Origin of the sequence: Pseudomonas sp. URIL14HWK12:I6 (assembly GCF_000514195.1) — a bacterium.
GTDB lineage: Bacteria > Pseudomonadota > Gammaproteobacteria > Pseudomonadales > Pseudomonadaceae > Aquipseudomonas > Aquipseudomonas putida_A.
Window position 1 is genome coordinate 88984 of record NZ_AZVL01000009.1, and the last position, 17294, is coordinate 106277.

At 60.5% G+C, this 17294-nt stretch carries 16 protein-coding genes and 4 tRNA genes; 13 read left to right on the top strand and 7 right to left on the bottom strand.

The genetic code is table 11. From position 1 onward, the window contains the following. Nucleotides 1–49: 49 nt before the first annotated feature. The 4 genes from H043_RS0113675 to H043_RS0113690 all read left to right on the top strand — a co-directional run bounded on the left by H043_RS0113675 (nucleotide 50) and on the right by H043_RS0113690 (nucleotide 413). A tRNA-Glu gene (locus H043_RS0113675) sits at nucleotides 50–125 on the top strand. 3 nt (nucleotides 126–128) lie between these two features. Beyond that, a tRNA-Gly gene (locus H043_RS0113680) sits at nucleotides 129–204 on the top strand. Between the two features lie 55 nt (nucleotides 205–259). Beyond that, nucleotides 260–335 (top strand) — tRNA-Glu (locus tag H043_RS0113685). Between the two features lie 2 nt (nucleotides 336–337). Continuing rightward, nucleotides 338–413, top strand: a tRNA-Gly gene (locus H043_RS0113690). Between the two features lie 130 nt (nucleotides 414–543). Here the strand turns inward: H043_RS0113690 and H043_RS0113695 are convergent. The 4 genes from H043_RS0113695 to H043_RS0113710 all read right to left on the bottom strand — a co-directional run bounded on the left by H043_RS0113695 (nucleotide 544) and on the right by H043_RS0113710 (nucleotide 4611). Further along, entirely contained in the window at nucleotides 544–2283 is a 1740-nt protein-coding gene (locus H043_RS0113695) for a dipeptidase (protein ID WP_027612327.1), read from the bottom strand. Between the two features lie 200 nt (nucleotides 2284–2483). After that, nucleotides 2484–3122 carry a LysE family translocator gene (locus H043_RS0113700; RefSeq protein ID WP_027612328.1) on the bottom strand — a complete coding sequence of 213 codons (639 nt, stop codon included), beginning with the start codon at nucleotides 3120–3122 and terminating at the stop codon, nucleotides 2484–2486. Nucleotide 3123: 1 nt separating this feature from the next. Beyond that, nucleotides 3124–3894: a 2OG-Fe(II) oxygenase gene (locus tag H043_RS0113705; RefSeq protein WP_027612329.1), complete on the bottom strand. Its 771-nt coding sequence runs from the start codon at nucleotides 3892–3894 to the stop codon at nucleotides 3124–3126. 90 nt (nucleotides 3895–3984) lie between these two features. Beyond that, nucleotides 3985–4611: a serine-tRNA(Ala) deacylase AlaX gene (locus tag H043_RS0113710; protein ID WP_027612330.1), complete on the bottom strand. Its 627-nt coding sequence runs from the start codon at nucleotides 4609–4611 to the stop codon at nucleotides 3985–3987. Nucleotides 4612–4701: 90 nt separating this feature from the next. Here H043_RS0113710 and H043_RS0113715 point away from each other — a divergent pair, with 90 nt between their 5' ends. Then, nucleotides 4702–5700: a LysR family transcriptional regulator gene (locus tag H043_RS0113715; protein WP_027612331.1), complete on the top strand. Its 999-nt coding sequence runs from the start codon at nucleotides 4702–4704 to the stop codon at nucleotides 5698–5700. Between the two features lie 100 nt (nucleotides 5701–5800). Here H043_RS0113715 and H043_RS0113720 read toward each other — a convergent pair whose 3' ends face one another. Then, entirely contained in the window at nucleotides 5801–6208 is a 408-nt protein-coding gene (locus tag H043_RS0113720) for a PA2817 family protein (protein ID WP_007967565.1), read from the bottom strand. An 89-nt stretch (nucleotides 6209–6297) separates the two neighbouring features. Next, nucleotides 6298–8745, bottom strand: a complete 2448-nt coding sequence (locus tag H043_RS0113725) for an acyl-CoA dehydrogenase (RefSeq protein ID WP_027612332.1) — start codon at nucleotides 8743–8745, stop codon at nucleotides 6298–6300. Between the two features lie 248 nt (nucleotides 8746–8993). Between H043_RS0113725 and H043_RS0113730 the strand changes: the two genes are divergently transcribed. From H043_RS0113730 to H043_RS0113745, 4 genes are all read left to right on the top strand, one after another. Continuing rightward, nucleotides 8994–9653 carry a transglutaminase family protein gene (locus H043_RS0113730; protein ID WP_027612333.1) on the top strand — a complete coding sequence of 220 codons (660 nt, stop codon included), beginning with the start codon at nucleotides 8994–8996 and terminating at the stop codon, nucleotides 9651–9653. A 43-nt stretch (nucleotides 9654–9696) separates the two neighbouring features. After that, nucleotides 9697–10320 (top strand): glutathione S-transferase family protein, encoded by a 624-nt coding sequence (locus H043_RS0113735; RefSeq protein WP_027612334.1) that lies wholly within the window; start codon nucleotides 9697–9699, stop codon nucleotides 10318–10320. A gap of 133 nt (nucleotides 10321–10453) precedes the next feature. Further along, nucleotides 10454–11386 (top strand): ABC transporter ATP-binding protein, encoded by a 933-nt coding sequence (locus H043_RS0113740; protein ID WP_027612335.1) that lies wholly within the window; start codon nucleotides 10454–10456, stop codon nucleotides 11384–11386. Further along, the gene (locus tag H043_RS0113745; protein WP_027612336.1) at nucleotides 11383–12162 is read left to right on the top strand and encodes an ABC transporter permease; all 780 of its coding nucleotides are present in this window, start codon (nucleotides 11383–11385) and stop codon (nucleotides 12160–12162) included. The genes H043_RS0113740 and H043_RS0113745 overlap by 4 nt, the downstream gene beginning before the upstream one ends. Nucleotides 12163–12241: 79 nt before the next feature. On the opposite strand, the gene H043_RS0113750 is transcribed toward H043_RS0113745, so the two are convergent. Continuing rightward, nucleotides 12242–12760 carry a DUF2062 domain-containing protein gene (locus H043_RS0113750; protein WP_027612337.1) on the bottom strand — a complete coding sequence of 173 codons (519 nt, stop codon included), beginning with the start codon at nucleotides 12758–12760 and terminating at the stop codon, nucleotides 12242–12244. A gap of 136 nt (nucleotides 12761–12896) precedes the next feature. On the opposite strand from H043_RS0113750, the gene H043_RS0113755 reads away from it, so the two are divergent. From H043_RS0113755 to lpxK, 4 genes are all read left to right on the top strand, one after another. Next, complete coding sequence (locus H043_RS0113755) at nucleotides 12897–15110, top strand: DNA internalization-related competence protein ComEC/Rec2 (protein ID WP_027612338.1); 2214 nt, start codon at nucleotides 12897–12899, stop codon at nucleotides 15108–15110. Between the two features lie 111 nt (nucleotides 15111–15221). Continuing rightward, the gene (locus H043_RS0113760) at nucleotides 15222–15857 is read left to right on the top strand and encodes a MotA/TolQ/ExbB proton channel family protein (RefSeq protein WP_003227083.1); all 636 of its coding nucleotides are present in this window, start codon (nucleotides 15222–15224) and stop codon (nucleotides 15855–15857) included. Beyond that, nucleotides 15854–16282 carry a biopolymer transporter ExbD gene (locus tag H043_RS0113765; protein ID WP_027612340.1) on the top strand — a complete coding sequence of 143 codons (429 nt, stop codon included), beginning with the start codon at nucleotides 15854–15856 and terminating at the stop codon, nucleotides 16280–16282. Before H043_RS0113760 ends, H043_RS0113765 begins: the two co-directional genes overlap by 4 nt. After that, nucleotides 16282–17292 (top strand): tetraacyldisaccharide 4'-kinase, encoded by a 1011-nt coding sequence (gene lpxK / locus H043_RS0113770; RefSeq protein ID WP_027612341.1) that lies wholly within the window; start codon nucleotides 16282–16284, stop codon nucleotides 17290–17292. The genes H043_RS0113765 and lpxK overlap by 1 nt, the downstream gene beginning before the upstream one ends. Nucleotides 17293–17294 lie beyond the last annotated feature (2 nt).

Below are 17294 nucleotides of genomic sequence, written 5' to 3' on the forward strand. Positions count from 1 at the left end.
GGATGCGGGTCTGGACACCGAAACACACACCATGTGTTCCGGGTAGCGTGTCCCCTTCGTCTAGTGGCCTAGGACACCGCCCTTTCACGGCGGTAACAGGGGTTCGAGTCCCCTAGGGGACGCCATTTGCGGGAATAGCTCAGTTGGTAGAGCACGACCTTGCCAAGGTCGGGGTCGCGAGTTCGAGTCTCGTTTCCCGCTCCAAATTCTAAAAGCGCCGCTCAGTGAGCGGCGTTTTTATTAGTGAAAGTTGTAGCCTGTCCCCTTCGTCTAGTGGCCTAGGACACCGCCCTTTCACGGCGGTAACAGGGGTTCGAGTCCCCTAGGGGACGCCATTGCGGGAATAGCTCAGTTGGTAGAGCACGACCTTGCCAAGGTCGGGGTCGCGAGTTCGAGTCTCGTTTCCCGCTCCAATTTCACAAAAACGCCGATCAGTGATGATCGGCGTTTTTGTTTGTGCAGCGTTTTGTACGCAACAAAAAAGGACCTTCGGGTCCTTTTTTGTTTTCACTCAGGCCCGCTGAATCACGGGCCAGTGCCTTATCAGAGCTTCGGTAGCTGGCCGACACGGCCCATCATCTCAGTGACGATCTGCAGGTCGAGCAGGAACTGGTCAACCGTCTTGAACTCGCCATCGGTATGCCCGGTGTATTTGACTTCAGGCCGGGCCAGGCCGAATTGCACGCCGTTCGGCAGTTCATGCACTGAGGTCGCGCCGGCAGACGTGCCGAACTCGTGCTTCATGCCGAGGTTTTCAGTGGCCACCGCCAGCAGTGCCTTGACCCATTCGCCTTCCGGATTGCGGTACATCGGTTCGGCGATCGAGTAAGTGAAGTCCACGGCAACGTGGGATTTCTTGCTCCAGGCCGCCAGTTTGTCAGCGATTTGCTTCTTCAGCACTTCTGGCGATTTACCCTTTGGCACGCGCAGGTTGACTGCCAGTTTGAAGGCTTTGTCGTCCACGCCGACGTAGGTCAGCGAGGTCGTCAGCGGACCCATGAACGAATCGGAGAAGCCCACGCCGAGTTTTTTACCCAGATAATCCAGGCCCCAGTTGGTGGACGCATAGCGTGCAGCGTCGGTGATCTGGTTGTGCTTGAGCGCCACCTTGCCGTCGAGGCTGTTGATGAAGTCGAGCATTCGCGCGACCGGGTTGACGCCGGACTCGGGTTCGGAGGAGTGCGCGGACACACCGGTGACACTCAGCTTGACGTCTTTGCCGTCAACCTTGGCCGCGACTTCGAAGTCACCACCGTGTTTTTTCGCGTATTCGCTGCCGGCTTTCTGCAGACTCGCAGCCAGTTGCTCAGGCTTGTCGGTGACGAGTGTCGCCACCGAAACCGATGGAATCTGGTTGGTTGCCAGGCCGCCGGTCATCGATATGATTTCTGCGCCGCTGCCTTCAGCCTTGCGCAGCGGGAAACTGGCCATGACCGTGCCGTAGCCTTTCTCGGCGATGACCACCGGGTAGCCACCGTCCAGCGCCATGTTGTAGTTCGGCGTCGGGTTGTGTTCGAAGTAATACGGGATCGCGTCGCCGGTGGTTTCTTCGGTGGTGTCCACCAGCAGTTTGAAGTTGCGTGCCAGCGGCAGCTTTTCTTCCTTGATCACTTTCATCGCGTACATCGCGACGACGATGCCGTTCTTGTCGTCCTCGGTGCCGCGACCGTACATGCGGTCGCCGATCAGCGTGACTTTGAACGGGTCGAGTTTGGTGCCGTCCTTCAGCACCCAGTTTTCCGGGGTGACCGGCACCACGTCGGCATGCGCGTGAATGCCCACGACTTCGTCGCCGCTGCCGTCGAGGGAGATTTCATAGACGCGGTTGTCGACGTTGCGGAACTTCAGGTTGAACGATTCGGCCAGGTTCTTGATCTTTTCGGCGATCTTGATGAACTCCGGATTGTCGTGCTGGGCCACGCCTTCTTTCTGGAAGGTCGGGATTTCCACCAGTTCGCGCAGGGTTTCCAGGGCGGCTTTGCCGTACTTGGCGCGGGTGTAAATGCCCAGCAGGCGGTAGATCTCGTTCTGCTGTTCCGCGCTCGGGGTCTTGTTGTCGAGAAAGGCGTTGATCGCCGGGCCGAGGTTGTCGGTTTTACCCAGGTCGCTCTTGCCTACGGCACCCAGAAACTGGCGGAAGTCGGTGAGGCTCGCCTCATCGAAACTCTTGAGAATGGCTGCGCTCTGTTGCGGAGTGATGTTGGCCTGCGCGGGCAGGGTGAACGCAGAAAAGCTGGCCAGGATCAGGCTGGTAGCGGCCAGGCGCTTGAGAGAAAAATTCATTGCGGTGGGCATTCCTTTGCAGGCAGTTGAGAGGGAAGTGTCTGAAAGTTGAAACAAATCTTTTCCAAACTAACACCGCGAAGGTGTTGAAGGGGAGCCCCTGAAGTGGGATCCGTCGCACAGAAATGCAAAAGCGGCGCACAAACGAAAAAGGCCCGAGCAGTGTGCAACTGACCGGGCCTTGTCTTTGGGTGTCGTTTTTACATCGACAGCACCAGCCTGCCGGCGAACAGAATCAGGATCACGCCCATGCTGCGCTCGAACCAATGGCCCATGCGCATGAACAGGGTGCGTACCCGGCTGCTGGAGAAAAACAGCGCGACGATCACGAACCACAGCGCATTGACGAAGCACATCCACACCCCGTACAGCGCCTGAATATTCAGCGGGGTGCTGGCGCTGATGATCGTGGTGAAGATCGCCAGGAAGAACAGCGTGGCCTTGGGGTTGGTGGCATTGGTCAGAAAACCGGTGCTGAACGCCTTGAACAGCGACTGCTCGACCAGCGGTTCGTCAGCGCTTTTTTCGCCTTCGAGCGTGGTCTTCGGTTTACTGCGGATCAGGCTGATGCCGAGGTAAAAGATGTATGCGCCACCGATCACCTTGGCCACCGTCAGCAACCACGGCGTGGTGTGCATCAGGGCGCCAACGCCGAGCAAGGTGTAGATAACGTGAACGGAAATGCCGGCGCCGATGCCCAGTGCGGTGCAGATGCCCACCAGTCGGCCGAAGCGCACGCTTTGGCGAATGGTCACGGCAAAGTCCGGGCCGGGAGCGACCACGGCCAGAAAGTGAATGGTGGCCAGCGCCAGAAACTCGCCCAGGTAGTTCGATAACATCTCAGCTCCAGAAGGTCAGGGGTGAAGCATTGCCGCGATAGCCGACAAAGAACGAAAGGCTCAGACGCGGATCCGCCACGCCCGGGGTCACCGAGTGCATGCAGCGCGAATTGAACATGATGAAATCGCCGGGCTCCGGCCGCACTTCCAGGGTCGGTGGGCCGAGCAGCGCCGGGTCGATGCCGTAACTGTCGCCACGCATCTGGTCGAACTGATCCGGGGTGATGTCGTCGTCCCATATTTGCAACGCGCCGCCCTCGGTCGGCATGTTCAGGTAGACGTTACAAGCGAATTGCGCCTCCAGGCTGCGGGCCTGAAAGCTGTCCGGGGCGTCCTTGGCGAATATGTCGTGGTGGGCAAGGAAGCACACGCCGGGTTTGACCACCCGCGACAGGCCGACATACATCTTGCGGCCATAGAGGTTTTCCAGATGCGCGCCGGCCGGCCACGACTCGTCGAGCATGCAGCGCAGGGTGTCGACCGGCGAAGAGTAGGGCGCACAGCGCTCGCGCAATTCGGCGATGTTGCGGGTGGCGCGTTCGAAGTAGTCCTCGATCAGCAGCGGCTGGTTTTCCGCCTCGTAAAACGCCATGCCGATCCGGCCGATGCTCGGCGCGTTGATGTAACCCTCGAAGCCCGGTGCAAGAATCTTGTCGCCAATCTCGATCGCCAGCGGCTCGGGCAAGAAGCCTTTGACGCGGATGGCGAGGACTTCTTCGTTGGCCAGTTTTTTTATGCACGTCTCATCGAGACGCTCGACGTCTAGCATCATTGTTTTTAGGTCCATCTATCGATAGTCAACGGAACCGGCGAGTGCGGTTCCCCCGGCGTCGGACGCTGCGCGGAGCAGCGCCCGAGAAGCTTAATCCACGCTGTAGTGGACGGATAACGTGCCTTTCTTCTGCGAAAGCGAGGCGATCGTGACTGTGCCCAAATCCTTCAGGCTGCGTACATGGGTGCCACCGCAGCCATAGGCCGGCAGCTCGCCAAAACCGATTTCCCGCGCGCCTTCGCGCAGTGAGGTCAGGCGCGGCAGATCGTGTTCGATCCACTGACGGATACCGTGCTGAACGGTTGGCGCGTCGACTTCCTGAGCGGCATCGCCCGGCTTGAATTGCACTCGGCCCTCGTCCGGCCAGTGGTGCGCCTTGATCGGCGTCCAGCCCATGGCCTGCACGAAATGCCCGATCAGGTGCCCGGCCGAATGCATGCGGGTGTTGTAGCGGCGACGTTGTTCATCCACATGAATACAGGTCATGCCGGGTTTTACCGGACGATCGACGTAATGCACGATCCGGTCAGGTTCCTGCACCACGCGCAGCACCTGGCTTTCGCCGATCATGCCGGTGTCACAAGGCTGACCACCGCCTTGCGGATGAAACAACGTGGCGCGCAGCACCACGGCAAATTCGTTCTCGTGGGGCGTGCAGTCGAGGACTTCCACATTAGCCTTGAGGTCATCACTATGGAAAAAGAGGCGAAGCGTCATATTCCATGCCCTTATTAAAGTGTCTGTTTTTATTATATGAATCGTGCAATAACGTGATAATCCGTTCAAACATCAAAGGACTTGTGCGCTGTGAGCATCAATCTTCCGCTGCCACTGCTCGGTGAAATGGCGATCTTCGTCAAGGTCGTAGAGACCGGCAGTTTTTCCGAGGCGGCCCGCCAGTTGGGCTCGTCGCCGTCGGCGATCAGTCGCAGCATTTCCCGCCTGGAAAAGGCCCTGGCTACGCGTTTGCTGCAGCGCACTACGCGCAAACTGCGCCTAAGTGACGGTGGCGAGGAAGTGTTCAAGCGCTGTCAGGAGATGGTCAGCGCCGCCAAATCGGTGATGGAGATCAGCGGGCAGTTCACCCACGAGGCGGAAGGGCTGGTGCGGGTCAGTGTGCCGAAAGCGGTCGGGCGTTTCGTGATTCATCCGCACATGCCTGAGTTTCTGCGGCGTTATCCGAAGGTCGATGTCGAGTTGCTGCTGGAAGACCGTCAGGTTGATCTGATCGACGATCATGTCGACCTGGCGATTCGTATCACTGACCGTCCGCCGGCCGGGCTGGTCGGACGGCAGTTGCTGACCATCGACCATTTGCTCTGCGCCACCCCGCAATATCTGGCCGAACATGGCACGCCGACCCACCCGCATGACTTGCTCAATCACAGTTGCATCTATCTGGGGGAAACCCCGAGCGATGCGCGCTGGAAATTCAAGAAGGGCAGCAAAGCGGTGACCGTCGGCGTGCGTGGCCGCTATGCCGCCAACCATACCGGCGTGCGGCTCGGGGCAGTGTTGCAGCACATTGGTATTGGCAGCTTGCCGTATTTCACCGCGCGTTATGCGCTTGAGCAGAAGTTGATCGTGCAGGTGCTGCCGGAGTGGACGTTCCTCGCGTCCTACCACGGTGGTCTGTGGTTGCTGCATTCGCCCACGCGCTACCTGCCGCCGAAGCTGCGGGTATTCATCGATTATCTGGTGGAGTGCCTGGAGAAGGAGCCGACGTTGAGCAAGCCGGGCAAGGCGGGGGCGCCGAATAATCTGGCGCTTGCGTATGAATTGCCGGAGAGCGAGGGGCTGCTTTAAAAGCAAAAGATCGCAGCCTGCGGCAGCTCCTACAGGAATCACATGTATTCCCTGTAGGAGCTGCCGAAGGCTGCGATCTTTTGATCTTCAAACCATTAAATCAGTGCTTGCTGTCCTGAGCAGACATCGCCAGCAACTGTTTTTCCTGATTCCAGTCGAACGGTTCGTCGTTCTGTTCGGCCTCGTAGCGACGTTCTTCCAGTGCCTGATACAGGTCGATTTCTTCATCGGACAGGTAGTGCAGGCAGTCGCCGGCGAAGAACCACAGCAGATCCCGTGGAATCAGGTGGGCAATTTGCGGATAACGGGTAATCACTTGGGTCAGGATGTCCTGGCCCAGGTACTGGCTTTCGATCGGATCGATCGGCAGGGACGCCAGCAGTTCGTCAAAGCGCTCCAGGAACAAGGCATGGCTTTCTTCGGGAACCTGTTCGGCCTCACCTACGGCGACCAGGATACTGCGCAGGTGGTCGAGCAAAACCAGATGATCGGCAACGACGTTGGACACGAGATAAGTCCTCAAGAGCAAAACGGGCGCGGGAGTATAAAGCTCTCGCGCCCGTTTTTCACAAATAAACAGCTACACGGTCGTCGGCATCAGCGGACTTTGCCCTCAGCCTGCTTCAGCTCTTCCTTGTCGAAATCATCGACGTCGATCACCTTGCGCCGTGCTGCTTCGGCATCGCGCAGGGTCTGTGCTTCCTGCGGTTGCAGCACCCCGGCCTCCAGTGCGGCGTCGATGGCGTGTTCGCCAGCCACCGGTTTGACCTGACCACTCTTGAGCGAGGTGTGCAGTTTTTTGTGCAGCGGTTGGGCGGCATTCAGCAAATCGCTGGCGTGTTGCAGGGCACCGACGGCATCGTCGGCGGACTGCGGGCGATAGCAGCCGGCGAGCAGTTCTTCGAGGGTCGGATCGCCTTTGGCACGACCGATCACCGCTGCCACTTCGGCGCCGAGCTTGTCCGACGGGCCTTTATGGCGACGTCCGAACGGGAACACGATCACCCGCAGCAGGCAGCCAAACACTTTGTTCGGGAAGTTGCTCAGCAGCTCATCCAGCGCCCGTTCCGACTGGCCGAGGCTTTCTTCCATGGCCCAGCGGAACAGCGGCTCCATATGCGCCGGCGAATCCAGGTCGTGATAACGCTTGAGCGCAGCGGAGGCCAGATACAGGTTGCTCAACACATCGCCAAGACGTGCGGACAGGCGTTCCCGGCGCTTCAGTTCGCCACCCAGCAACATCATGCTGAAGTCCGCCAGCATGGCGAAAGCCGCTGCCTGACGGTTGAGTGCACGGAAGTAGCCCTGACTGATCCTGTCCCCGGGTGCATGTTCGAAGTGGCCGAAGCCCAGGTTCAGCACCAGGGTGCTGGCGGCGTTGCCGACGGCAAAACCGATGTGCTTGAGCAGCAGGCCATCGAATTCTTTCAGTGCCTGTTCTTTGTCTTCGCGGCCAGCGAGGGCCATTTCCTTGAGCACGAACGGATGGCAACGAATGGCGCCCTGACCGAAAATCATCAGGTTGCGCGAGAGGATGTTCGCGCCTTCCACGGTGATGAAGATCGGTGCGCCGTTCCAGCTGCGTCCGAGGTAGTTGTTCGGACCCATGATGATCGCCTTGCCGCCGTGCACGTCCATGGCGTGGGTGATGCACTCGCGGCCGCGTTCGGTCAGGTGATACTTGAGGATCGCCGACAGTACCGATGGTTTCTCGCCCAGATCCACCGCGTTGGCGGTGAGCATGCGCGCGGCGTCCATCATCCAGGCGTTGCCGCCGATGCGCGCCATGGCTTCCTGAATGCCTTCGAAGGCCGACAACGGGACGTTGAACTGCTCACGAATCTGCGCGTATTGACCGGTCACCAGACTGGTGAATTTGGCCGCGCCAGTGCCGACTGCCGGCAGCGAGATCGAACGCCCGACCGACAGGCAGTTCATCAGCATCATCCAGCCCTTGCCGAGCATTTCCGGGCCACCGATGAGGTAGTCCAGCGGGATGAACACGTCTTTGCCCGAGTTCGGGCCGTTCATGAACGCGGCACCCAGTGGCAGGTGACGACGGCCGATTTCCACTCCCGGTGTATCGGTGGGGATCAGCGCCAGACTGATGCCGAGATCTTCCTTATCGCCCAGCAGATGCTCCGGGTCATAAGCCTTGAAGGCCAGACCGAGCAGGGTCGCGACCGGGCCGAGGGTGATGTAGCGCTTTTCCCAGTTCAGGCGCAGACCGATGACTTCCTGGCCTTCCCATTCACCTTTGCAGATGATCCCGGTGTCCGGCATGGCGCCAGCATCAGAGCCAGCCAGCGGGCCGGTAAGGGCGAAGCACGGAATGTCGTCGCCACGGGCCAGCCGCGGCAGGTAATGATTGCGTTGCTCATCGGTGCCGTAGTGCAGCAGCAGTTCGGCCGGGCCGAGGGAGTTGGGCACCATCACGGTGGAGGCGAGGTCGCCACTGCGGGTCGCGAGTTTCATTGCTACTTGCGAGTGGGCGTAGGCGGAAAAGCCCTTGCCGCCGAATTCCTTGGGAATGATCAGGGCGAAGAAGCCGTGTTCCTTGATGTGGCTCCAGGCTTCTGGCGGCAGGTCCATCGACTGGCCGATCTGCCAGTCAGTGACCATCGCGCAGAGTTCTTCGGTGGGGCCGTCGATAAAGGCCTGTTCCTCTTCGCTCAGTTGCGCTTTCGGGTAGGACAGCAACTTGTCCCAGTCCGGACGCCCGCTGAACAGCTCACCGTCCCACCACACGGTACCGGCATCGATCGCGTCGCGTTCGGTCTGCGACATCGGCGGCAGGGTTTTCTGGAACCAGTTGAACAGCGGCGCGGTGAAGTGTTTGCGGCGCAGGTCAGGCAGCAACAACGGCGCGGCCACCACAGCAAGCACGACCCACAACACCAGCAGCAACCAGCCCGGGGCATGGCTGAAAATGCCCATCGCCAGCAGGTATACGGCGACGATACCCAACGCGGGCAGGGGGGCGATGCGGCGGTGGGCGAGATACGCCACACCGACGATCAGAACCAGTATCCACAACAACAGCATATGTAATCCTCCGTGAACCAAGGCAAACCGACCCTCCAGAGCTTAGACGGCATCTGTAAAACGGGGTGGTCAGAACATGGTGATTGAACTCGTGGGAAACCCCGGATGGTTTTCGTAGGTTCGGTGGGCAACACCCGTGGGAAATCGTTCGCCGCTCCCGCGTCTTCGCGTGCATGTTTGGCCGAAACGTCGTTATCTCTGTGCTTGAGCTGTCGCTAGACTCGGGGCTCACCCAGGAGAACATCGTCATGCGCGAGTATCTGAGCCCCGGCCGCTTCATCGATAGTGACCACCCGGCGGTGGTGGAGTTCGCCGAACAACAGCGTGGTGCCAGCCGCGACCCGCTCGCGCAGGCGATCAGTCTCTATTACGCCGTGCGTGAAGCGGTGCGCTACAACCCGTATACCTTCAGCCTCGACCCGCAAACCCTGTGCGGCAGCTATGCGCTGGCCACCGGGGAAAGCTATTGCGTGCCCAAGGCCACATTGCTGGCCGGGTGCGCACGGCATTGCGGCATTCCCGCACGCATCGGTCTGGCCGACGTCAAGAATCACCTGTCGACCCCGCGTCTGCTGGAGTTGTTGCGCAGCGATGTGTTCGCCATGCACGGTTACACCGAATTGTTCCTCAACGAGCGCTGGGTCAAGGCCACGCCGGCCTTCAATCAGCAACTTTGTGAGCTGTTCAACGTCGCACCGTTGGACTTTGACGGGATCAATGACAGCGTTTTCCACCCATACAACCGTGACGGCGCGCTGTTGATGGAGTATCTGGTCGATCATGGTCAGTTCGTCGATGTGCCGGAGCGGTTCTTCTTCGAGCACTTGAAAAAGTGCTACCCGCATCTGTTCGGCGAACATCAGGCGAAGGTCTTGGGCGATATGCAGAGTGATTTGAGTCGGGTCTGATCCGGCGTATGCTGCCTGCCCACGCATTGGAAAAGAGGTGGTCATGCTGAAGATCTGGGGACGGAAAAACTCATCGAATGTCAGGAAGCCACTGTGGGCCGCCGAGGAACTGGGCCTGGCCTACGAGGCGATTGACGCCGGTGGCGCCTTCGGTGTGGTCGACACGCCTGAATACCGGGCGATGAACCCGAACGGCCGGGTGCCGGTGATCGAAGATGACGGCTTCGTGCTGTGGGAATCGAATGCGATCGTGCGATACCTGCTGGCCAGGCATGCACCGAACAGCGCCTGGTACCCGGCAGACCTGCAAGCCCGGGCCATCGCGGACAAGTGGATGGATTGGACCACCTCGAGTTTTGCCGGGCCGTTCCGCACCGTGTTCTGGGGCGTATTGCGTACCCCAGCGGACCAGCAGGACTGGCCGGCGATCAACGCCGCAATCAAGGAGTGCACGGCGCTGCTGGCCATGGCCGATCAGGCCCTCGCCAGCCAGCCGTACCTGTCCGGCAGCGAAATCGGCATGGGCGATATTCCGCTGGGCAGTTTCATTTATGCCTGGTTCGAGATGCCCATCGAACGTGCCGCGCAGCCGCATCTGCAGGCTTGGTACGCACGGCTGAAGCAGCGTCCGGCCTATCAGAAAGCAGTCATGACCGCGTTGACTTGATAATAACTATCGACACTCTTGACTGTACTTGTGTGGCGGCGGCAAGCACCATTGCGCTCATGCGCCGTGGTTGTTTTGTTCGCCGCCCGGCCCAATCTTTCCTTTTCTTCCCTTCTTGGTGCGTAAATCCGATATGAGTTCCGCTCTGTCCATCCGGCAGCTAACCAAAACCTACGGCAACGGGTTCCAGGCCTTGAGTGGTATCGATCTGGACGTCGCCGAAGGTGACTTTTTCGCCTTGCTCGGCCCCAACGGCGCCGGCAAATCCACGACCATCGGCATTCTCTCGACCCTGGTCAACAAGACCAGCGGCACGGTGAATATCTTCGGTCATGACCTGGACAAGAACCCCGCCGCGCTCAAGCGCTCGATCGGTGTGGTGCCCCAGGAATTCAACTTCAACCAGTTCGAAAAGACTTTCGACATCGTCGTGACCCAGGCCGGTTACTACGGCATCCCGGCGAAGATCGCCAAGGAACGCGCCGAGCAGTACCTGACCCAGCTCGGCCTGTGGGACAAGCGCGATGTGCCGTCGCGTTCGCTGTCCGGCGGCATGAAACGGCGTCTGATGATTGCCCGTGCCCTGGTGCATGAGCCGCGCCTGCTGATCCTCGATGAGCCGACCGCTGGCGTCGACATCGAACTGCGTCGCTCGATGTGGACGTTCCTCACCGAGCTGAACCAGAAAGGCATCACCATCATCCTCACCACGCACTATCTGGAAGAGGCTGAGCAGCTGTGCCGCAACATCGGCATCATCGACCACGGCACCATTGTCGAGAACACCAGCATGAAACAGCTGCTGGGCCAGTTGCACGTCGAGACCTTCCTGCTGGATCTGAAAAACGACTTGCACGCCGCGCCGCAATTGATCGGCTATCCCGCCCGGTTGCTCGACGGCCATACCCTGGAAGTCCAGGTCGACAAATCCATGGGCATCACCGCGCTGTTCACTCAATTGGCGCAGCAGAATATTGAAGTGCTGAGCCTGCGTAACAAAACCAATCGCCTCGAGGAGCTGTTCGTGTCTCTGGTAGAGAAGAATCTGTCGAAGGTGGCGGTATGAGTTCCGAGTTCCGCCCCAACCTCGTCGCCCTCCAGACCATCGTTTATCGCGAGGTCAAACGCTTCACGCGGATCTGGCCGCAGACCCTGCTGCCGCCGGCGATCACCATGGTTCTGTACTTCGTGATCTTCGGTAACCTGATCGGCAAGCAGATTGGCGGCATGGGTGGCTTCAGTTACATGGAGTACATCGTGCCGGGGCTGATTATGATGTCGGTGATCACCAACTCCTACGGCAACGTGGTCTCGAGCTTCTTCGGCAGCAAGTTCCAGCGTTCCATCGAGGAACTGATGGTCTCGCCGGTGTCGCCGCACACGATTCTGATCGGCTTCACCATTGGCGGCGTGCTGCGTGGCTTGATGGTCGGGGTGATCGTGACCATCCTGTCGTTGTTCTTCACTCATCTGCAGGTGCATCACCTGGGCGTGACCATCCTTGTGGTGGTGCTGACCGCGACGATCTTCTCGCTGCTCGGCTTCATCAACGCTGTGTTTGCGCGCAACTTCGATGACATCTCGATCATCCCGACGTTTGTGCTAACCCCGCTGACTTACCTCGGTGGCGTGTTCTACTCGATCACCTTGCTGCCGCCGTTCTGGCAGACCGTGTCGCTGGCCAACCCGGTGCTGCACATGGTCAACGCCTTCCGTTACGGCATTCTCGGGGTGTCGGATATCCGCATCGGCATCGCGATCACCTTCATGCTGGTGGCGACAGTGGTGTTGTACCTCGGTTGCGCGCGGCTGCTGGTGAGTGGGCGCGGGATGCGGACCTGATCCAATGTGGGAGCGAGCCTGCTCGCGAATGCAGACAACACAAAACCAAACGGCCTCCCTTGCGGAGGCCGTTTTGCATTCAAGGCTTGCGGCTTTTCTTGCGCCGCGCCCATTGCCGCGCCACCCACCAGCGCCAGTACAGCATCACCGTGAAGTAGGCGAGGATGCCAAGTATCAATCCGCACACTACCGACCCGAGCAAAAACGGCTGCCACATGGTCGACAACTCTCCGCTGATCCATTCCCAGGTCAACGAATCGGGCAGGGTGCGGGCGGGCACATTCATCAACCAGGCTCCGGCCTGATAAGTACAGAAAAACACCGCCGGCATGGTGATCGGGTTGGTCAGCCACACGAGGCTGACGGCAATCGGCATGTTGCCGCGCACGGTGATCGCCAGTGCCGCCGCCACCAGCATTTGCGCCGGAATCGGCAGGAACGCGGCGAACAGGCCGACGGCCATCGCCCGGGCCACCGAATGACGATTGAGGTGCCAGAGGTTCGGGTCATGCAGCAACTTGCCGAGAAAGCGTAAGGATTTGTGTTCCCTGATGCTCGTCGGATCGGGCATGTAACGTTTGAATAAGCGCCGGGGCATAAGGCTTCTCGGTCGGTTAAGGCGGCAAGTATGTCTGGATTCTACGAAGCGCCCATTCAGACTTTGTGACAATTGTTGACGACGACCCGCCCTCATACCAGCTACGCCTAATGCAGGAACTCTCAAGGACGGGCTTATGCGCACAGGGATGATGGCGCTGGCAGTCGGTCTGCTGGTTCCGGTTTTTTTGCCGGTTTTACCGCCGGTCGGGTTGATGATGTTGGTGCCGTTGGTGGGACTGATGTTGCTGCCGTTTCGCAGCTATCCCCTGGCGTTTCTGCTATTCGGTTTCACCTGGGCGTGCGTCAGTGCGCAATGGGCGTTGAATGATCGCCTGCCGGAAGCGCTTGACGGCGAAACCCGTTGGGTCGAAGGGCGGGTGGTCGGTTTGCCGCAAACCAGCGAGGGCGTGGTGCGGTTCGAGTTGGCCGATGCTCGCTCGCGACACGAAAAATTGCCGTCGTTGATGCGTCTGTCGTGGTACGCCGGGCCGCCGCTCAACAGCGGTGAGCGCTGGCGCCTGGCGGTGAAGCTCAGGCGCCCCGGTGGTTTGCTCAATTCCGACGCCTTCGATTACGAAGCCTGGCTGTTGGCGCAACGCATCGGCGCGACCGGCACGATCAAGGATGGTCAGCGCCTGGCCGAGGCAAACTGGGCATGGCGCGACAGCATTCGTCAGCGCTTGATGGCAGTCGATGCCCAAGGCCGGGGCGGTGCATTGGCGGCGCTGGTGCTCGGCGACGGCTCCGGGCTCAGTCGCGAGGACTGGCAGATCTTGCAGGACACCGGCACCGTGCATCTGCTGGTGATTTCCGGCCAACACATCGGGATGTTGGCGGCGGTCATCTATCTGTTGGTCGCCGGGCTGGCGCGCTACGGCTGGTGGCCGCTGCGCTGGCCGTGGCTGCCATGGGCCTGTGGGCTGGCGTTTGCCGCGGCGCTCGGTTACGGCTTGCTCGCCGGGTTTGATGTGCCGGTGCAACGGGCCTGCGTGATGGTCGGGCTGGTGTTGTTGTGGCGTTTGCGCTTTCGCCATCTCGGCGCGTGGTGGCCGCTGTTGCTGGCATTCGATGCGTTGCTGTTGCTCGACCCGTTAGCCAGTTTGCGTCCGGGTTTGTGGCTGTCGTTCGCCGCGGTGGGGATTTTGATTTTCACCTTCGGCGGGCGACTCGGTGCGTGGAAATGGTGGCAGACCTGGACCCGCGCGCAATGGCTGATTGCGCTGGGTCTGTGCCCGGTGTTGCTGGCGCTGAACCTGCCGATCAGCGTCAGCGGGCCATTGGCAAATCTGCTCGCGGTGCCGTGGGTCAGTCTGCTGGTGCTGCCACCGGCGCTGCTCGGCACGCTGTTGTTGCCGGTGCCTTACGTCGGTGCAGGCTTGTTGTGGCTGGCCGGTGGTTTGATCGACTGGCTGTTTCGCGGCTTGTCGCTGATCGCCGGGGCCTGGCCGGCGTGGATCTCGCCGTCGCTGCCGTGGTGGGGCTTGTTGATTGGCTGTCTCGGCGCCGTGTTGTTGCTGTTGCCGCGTGGGGTGCCGTTGCGACCGTTGGGCTGGCCGTTGCTGTTGATTCTGCTGGCGCCGCCGCGCGAGCGAGTGGCCGATGGACTGGCCGATATCTGGCAGCTCGATGTCGGTCAGGGCCTGGCGATCCTGATCCGCACGCGTCATCACGCGTTGCTCTACGACGCCGGTCCACGCTTCGGCGATTTCGATCTGGGGGAGCGGGTGGTGCTGCCGGCGCTGCACAAACTGGGGGTCGAGCGCATTGATTTGATGCTGCTCAGTCATGCCGACGCCGACCATGCCGGTGGTGCGTTGGCAGTATCGCGGGGCTTGAAAGTGACGCGGGTGATCAGCGGCGATCCGCCGGGGCTGCCCGCCATCCTGCAGGCCGAGGCCTGTGAAAGTGGACGTCAATGGCAGTGGGACGGGGTCAGTTTTCAGCTGTGGCAATGGTCGGCGGCCCATGACAGCAATCAGCGCTCCTGTGTGTTGCAGATCGAGGCCAGTGGCGAGCGGCTGCTGCTGACCGGCGATATCGACACGGCTGCCGAACGGGTTTTGCTGGAAAGTCCGTTGGCGCTGCCGACGCACTGGCTGCAAGCGCCGCACCATGGCAGCCGCAGTTCCTCTTCGATGGCTTTGCTTCGGGCATTACGCCCGCATTCGGTGCTGATCTCCCGGGGGCAGGGCAATTCCTTTGGTCATCCGCACCCGCTGGTGCTCGCGCGTTACCGCCAGCAAGGGCTGCGCATCTACGACAGCGCGCAGCACGGCGCCATCCATTTGCGCCTGGGCAGCTTTCAGGCGCCGTTGCTGATGCGTCAACAACGGCGTTTCTGGCGCTGAAACACCATTGATCGCAGGATCGCCGAATGCGGCATCAGGTCGTCGGGGCAGCGGGTCTTAATCGCCAACCGGTATGGTAAAGTGGCGCACTTTTTCGAGGGGACTGTCACTGTGTGGGAATTGGTCAAATCCGGCGGCTGGATGATGTTGCCGATCATTCTGAGCTCCATCGCGGCCATGGCGATTGTCGCCGAGCGTCTGTGGACCCTGCGCGCCAGCCGCGTCACCCCCGAGCATCTGCTGGGTCAGGTCTGGGTCTGGATCAAGGACAAGCAGCTCAATAAAGAAAAACTCAAGGAATTGCGCGCCAATTCGCCGCTGGGTGAAATCCTCGCCGCGGGCCTGGCCAACTCCAAGCATGGTCGCGAGATCATGAAGGAATGCATCGAAGAAGCCGCCGCGCGGGTGATTCACGAGCTCGAACGCTACGTCAACGCGCTGGGCACGATTGCCGCCATGTCGCCGTTGCTGGGCCTGTTGGGCACGGTATTGGGCATGATCGACATTTTCAGCGCCTTCACCGGTTCCGGCATGACCACCAACGCCTCGGTCCTGGCCGGCGGTATTTCCAAGGCACTGATCACCACTGCGGCGGGCCTGATGGTCGGTATTCCGTCGGTGTTCTTCCACCGTTTCCTGCAACGCCGCATCGATGAGCTGGTGGTGGGCATGGAGCAGGAAGCGATCAAACTGGTCGAAGTGGTGCAGGGCGACCGTGACGTCGATCTGGCCGGGGACAAAGCGTGAAATTCCGTCGCAAACCCCGAGAAACGATCGACATCAACCTCGCGTCGCTGATCGACGTGGTGTTCATCCTGTTGCTGTTTTTCGTCGTGACAACCACCTTCACCCGCGAGACACAGTTGCGCGTCGATCTGCCGGAATCGGTCAGCGGTTCGCCCGCCGAAGACCAGCAGCTCAAGCAACTGGATGTCGCGATCAGCGCCGAAGGCGTGTTCTCGGTGAACAACAAGATTCTGCCGAAGAATGACCTGGCGACGCTGATGGAAGCCATGCAGAAAGAAGCCAACGGTGACACCAACATGCCGTTGTCGATCAGCGCTGATGGCAAGACCCAGCACCAATCGGTGATCACCGCCATGGACGCGGCCGGCAAGCTTGGTTTCAGCCATTTGCGCATGACCACGGTCGAGGCGGCGCCCAAATCCTGATGAGCCTGTCCGATCGTTTGCTCGCCGCGTGGTATCAGGGGCATCCGGCCCTGACGCTGCTGCGGCCGCTGGAAATGCTCTACCGCCGCGTGGTGGTCAACAAGCGTCAGCGCTTTCTCGACGGTGAAGGCCAGATCTATCAGCCACCGGTGCCGTTGATCGTGGTCGGCAACATCACCGTCGGCGGCACCGGCAAGACGCCAATGATCCTGTGGCTGATCGAGCATTGCCGACGCGCCGGCCTGCGGGTTGGCGTGGTCAGTCGTGGATATGGCGCCAAACCACCGCAACTGCCTTGGCGGGTCACCGCCGAGCAGAGCGCCGACATCGCCGGCGATGAACCGCTGTTGATCGTACAGCGCACCGGCGTACCGCTGATGATCGACCCTGATCGCAGCGCGGCGGTCAAAGCCTTGCTCACCAGTGAGCCACTGGACCTGATCCTCTCCGACGATGGCATGCAGCATTACCGCTTGGCGCGAGATCTGGAGCTGGTGCTGATCGACGCCGCCCGTGGTTTGGGCAACAAGCGCTGCCTGCCAGCCGGTCCGTTGCGCGAGCCGATCGAGCGCCTGCAAAGCGTCGACGGTGTGCTGTTCAACGGTGCCACGGCAGACCGCGACGATGGCTTCGCGTTTCGCCTGCAACCGACCGCACTGGTCAATCTGCGCAGCGGCGAGCGCAAGCCGCTCGATCATTTTGCGCCCGGCCAATCGGTGCACGCGGTGGCCGGGATCGGCAATCCGCAACGTTTCTTCAATACCCTCGAAGCGCTAGACTGGCGCGCAGTCCCCCATGCGTTTGCCGACCACGCCGAATACAGCGTGCAGGCCTTGAATTTCACACCGTCATTGCCGTTGGTGATGACCGAAAAAGACGCGGTGAAGTGCCGTGCCTTCGCAGCAGACGACTGGTGGTATCTGGCGGTCGATGCTGTGCCGTCGCCGGCCTTTGTGGCCTGGTTCGACACCCAACTGATACGCCTGTTGCCCGATCGTCTTTTGCCTTAACT

Bases quoted from the DNA above. Each gene is read 5' to 3' on its own strand.
- H043_RS0113695 (WP_027612327.1), bottom strand. From the start codon at position 2,283: ATGAATTTTTCTCTCAAGCGCCTGGCCGCTACCAGCCTGATCCTGGCC.
- H043_RS0113700 (WP_027612328.1), bottom strand. From the start codon at position 3,122: ATGTTATCGAACTACCTGGGCGAGTTTCTGGCGCTGGCCACCATTCAC.
- H043_RS0113705 (WP_027612329.1), bottom strand. From the start codon at position 3,894: ATGATGCTAGACGTCGAGCGTCTCGATGAGACGTGCATAAAAAAACTG.
- H043_RS0113710 (WP_027612330.1), bottom strand. From the start codon at position 4,611: ATGACGCTTCGCCTCTTTTTCCATAGTGATGACCTCAAGGCTAATGTG.
- H043_RS0113725 (WP_027612332.1), bottom strand. From the start codon at position 8,745: ATGCTGTTGTTGTGGATACTGGTTCTGATCGTCGGTGTGGCGTATCTC.
- H043_RS0113730 (WP_027612333.1), top strand. From the start codon at position 8,994: ATGCGCGAGTATCTGAGCCCCGGCCGCTTCATCGATAGTGACCACCCG.
- H043_RS0113735 (WP_027612334.1), top strand. From the start codon at position 9,697: ATGCTGAAGATCTGGGGACGGAAAAACTCATCGAATGTCAGGAAGCCA.
- H043_RS0113740 (WP_027612335.1), top strand. From the start codon at position 10,454: ATGAGTTCCGCTCTGTCCATCCGGCAGCTAACCAAAACCTACGGCAAC.
- H043_RS0113745 (WP_027612336.1), top strand. From the start codon at position 11,383: ATGAGTTCCGAGTTCCGCCCCAACCTCGTCGCCCTCCAGACCATCGTT.
- H043_RS0113750 (WP_027612337.1), bottom strand. From the start codon at position 12,760: ATGCCCCGGCGCTTATTCAAACGTTACATGCCCGATCCGACGAGCATC.
- H043_RS0113755 (WP_027612338.1), top strand. From the start codon at position 12,897: ATGCGCACAGGGATGATGGCGCTGGCAGTCGGTCTGCTGGTTCCGGTT.
- lpxK (WP_027612341.1), top strand. From the start codon at position 16,282: ATGAGCCTGTCCGATCGTTTGCTCGCCGCGTGGTATCAGGGGCATCCG.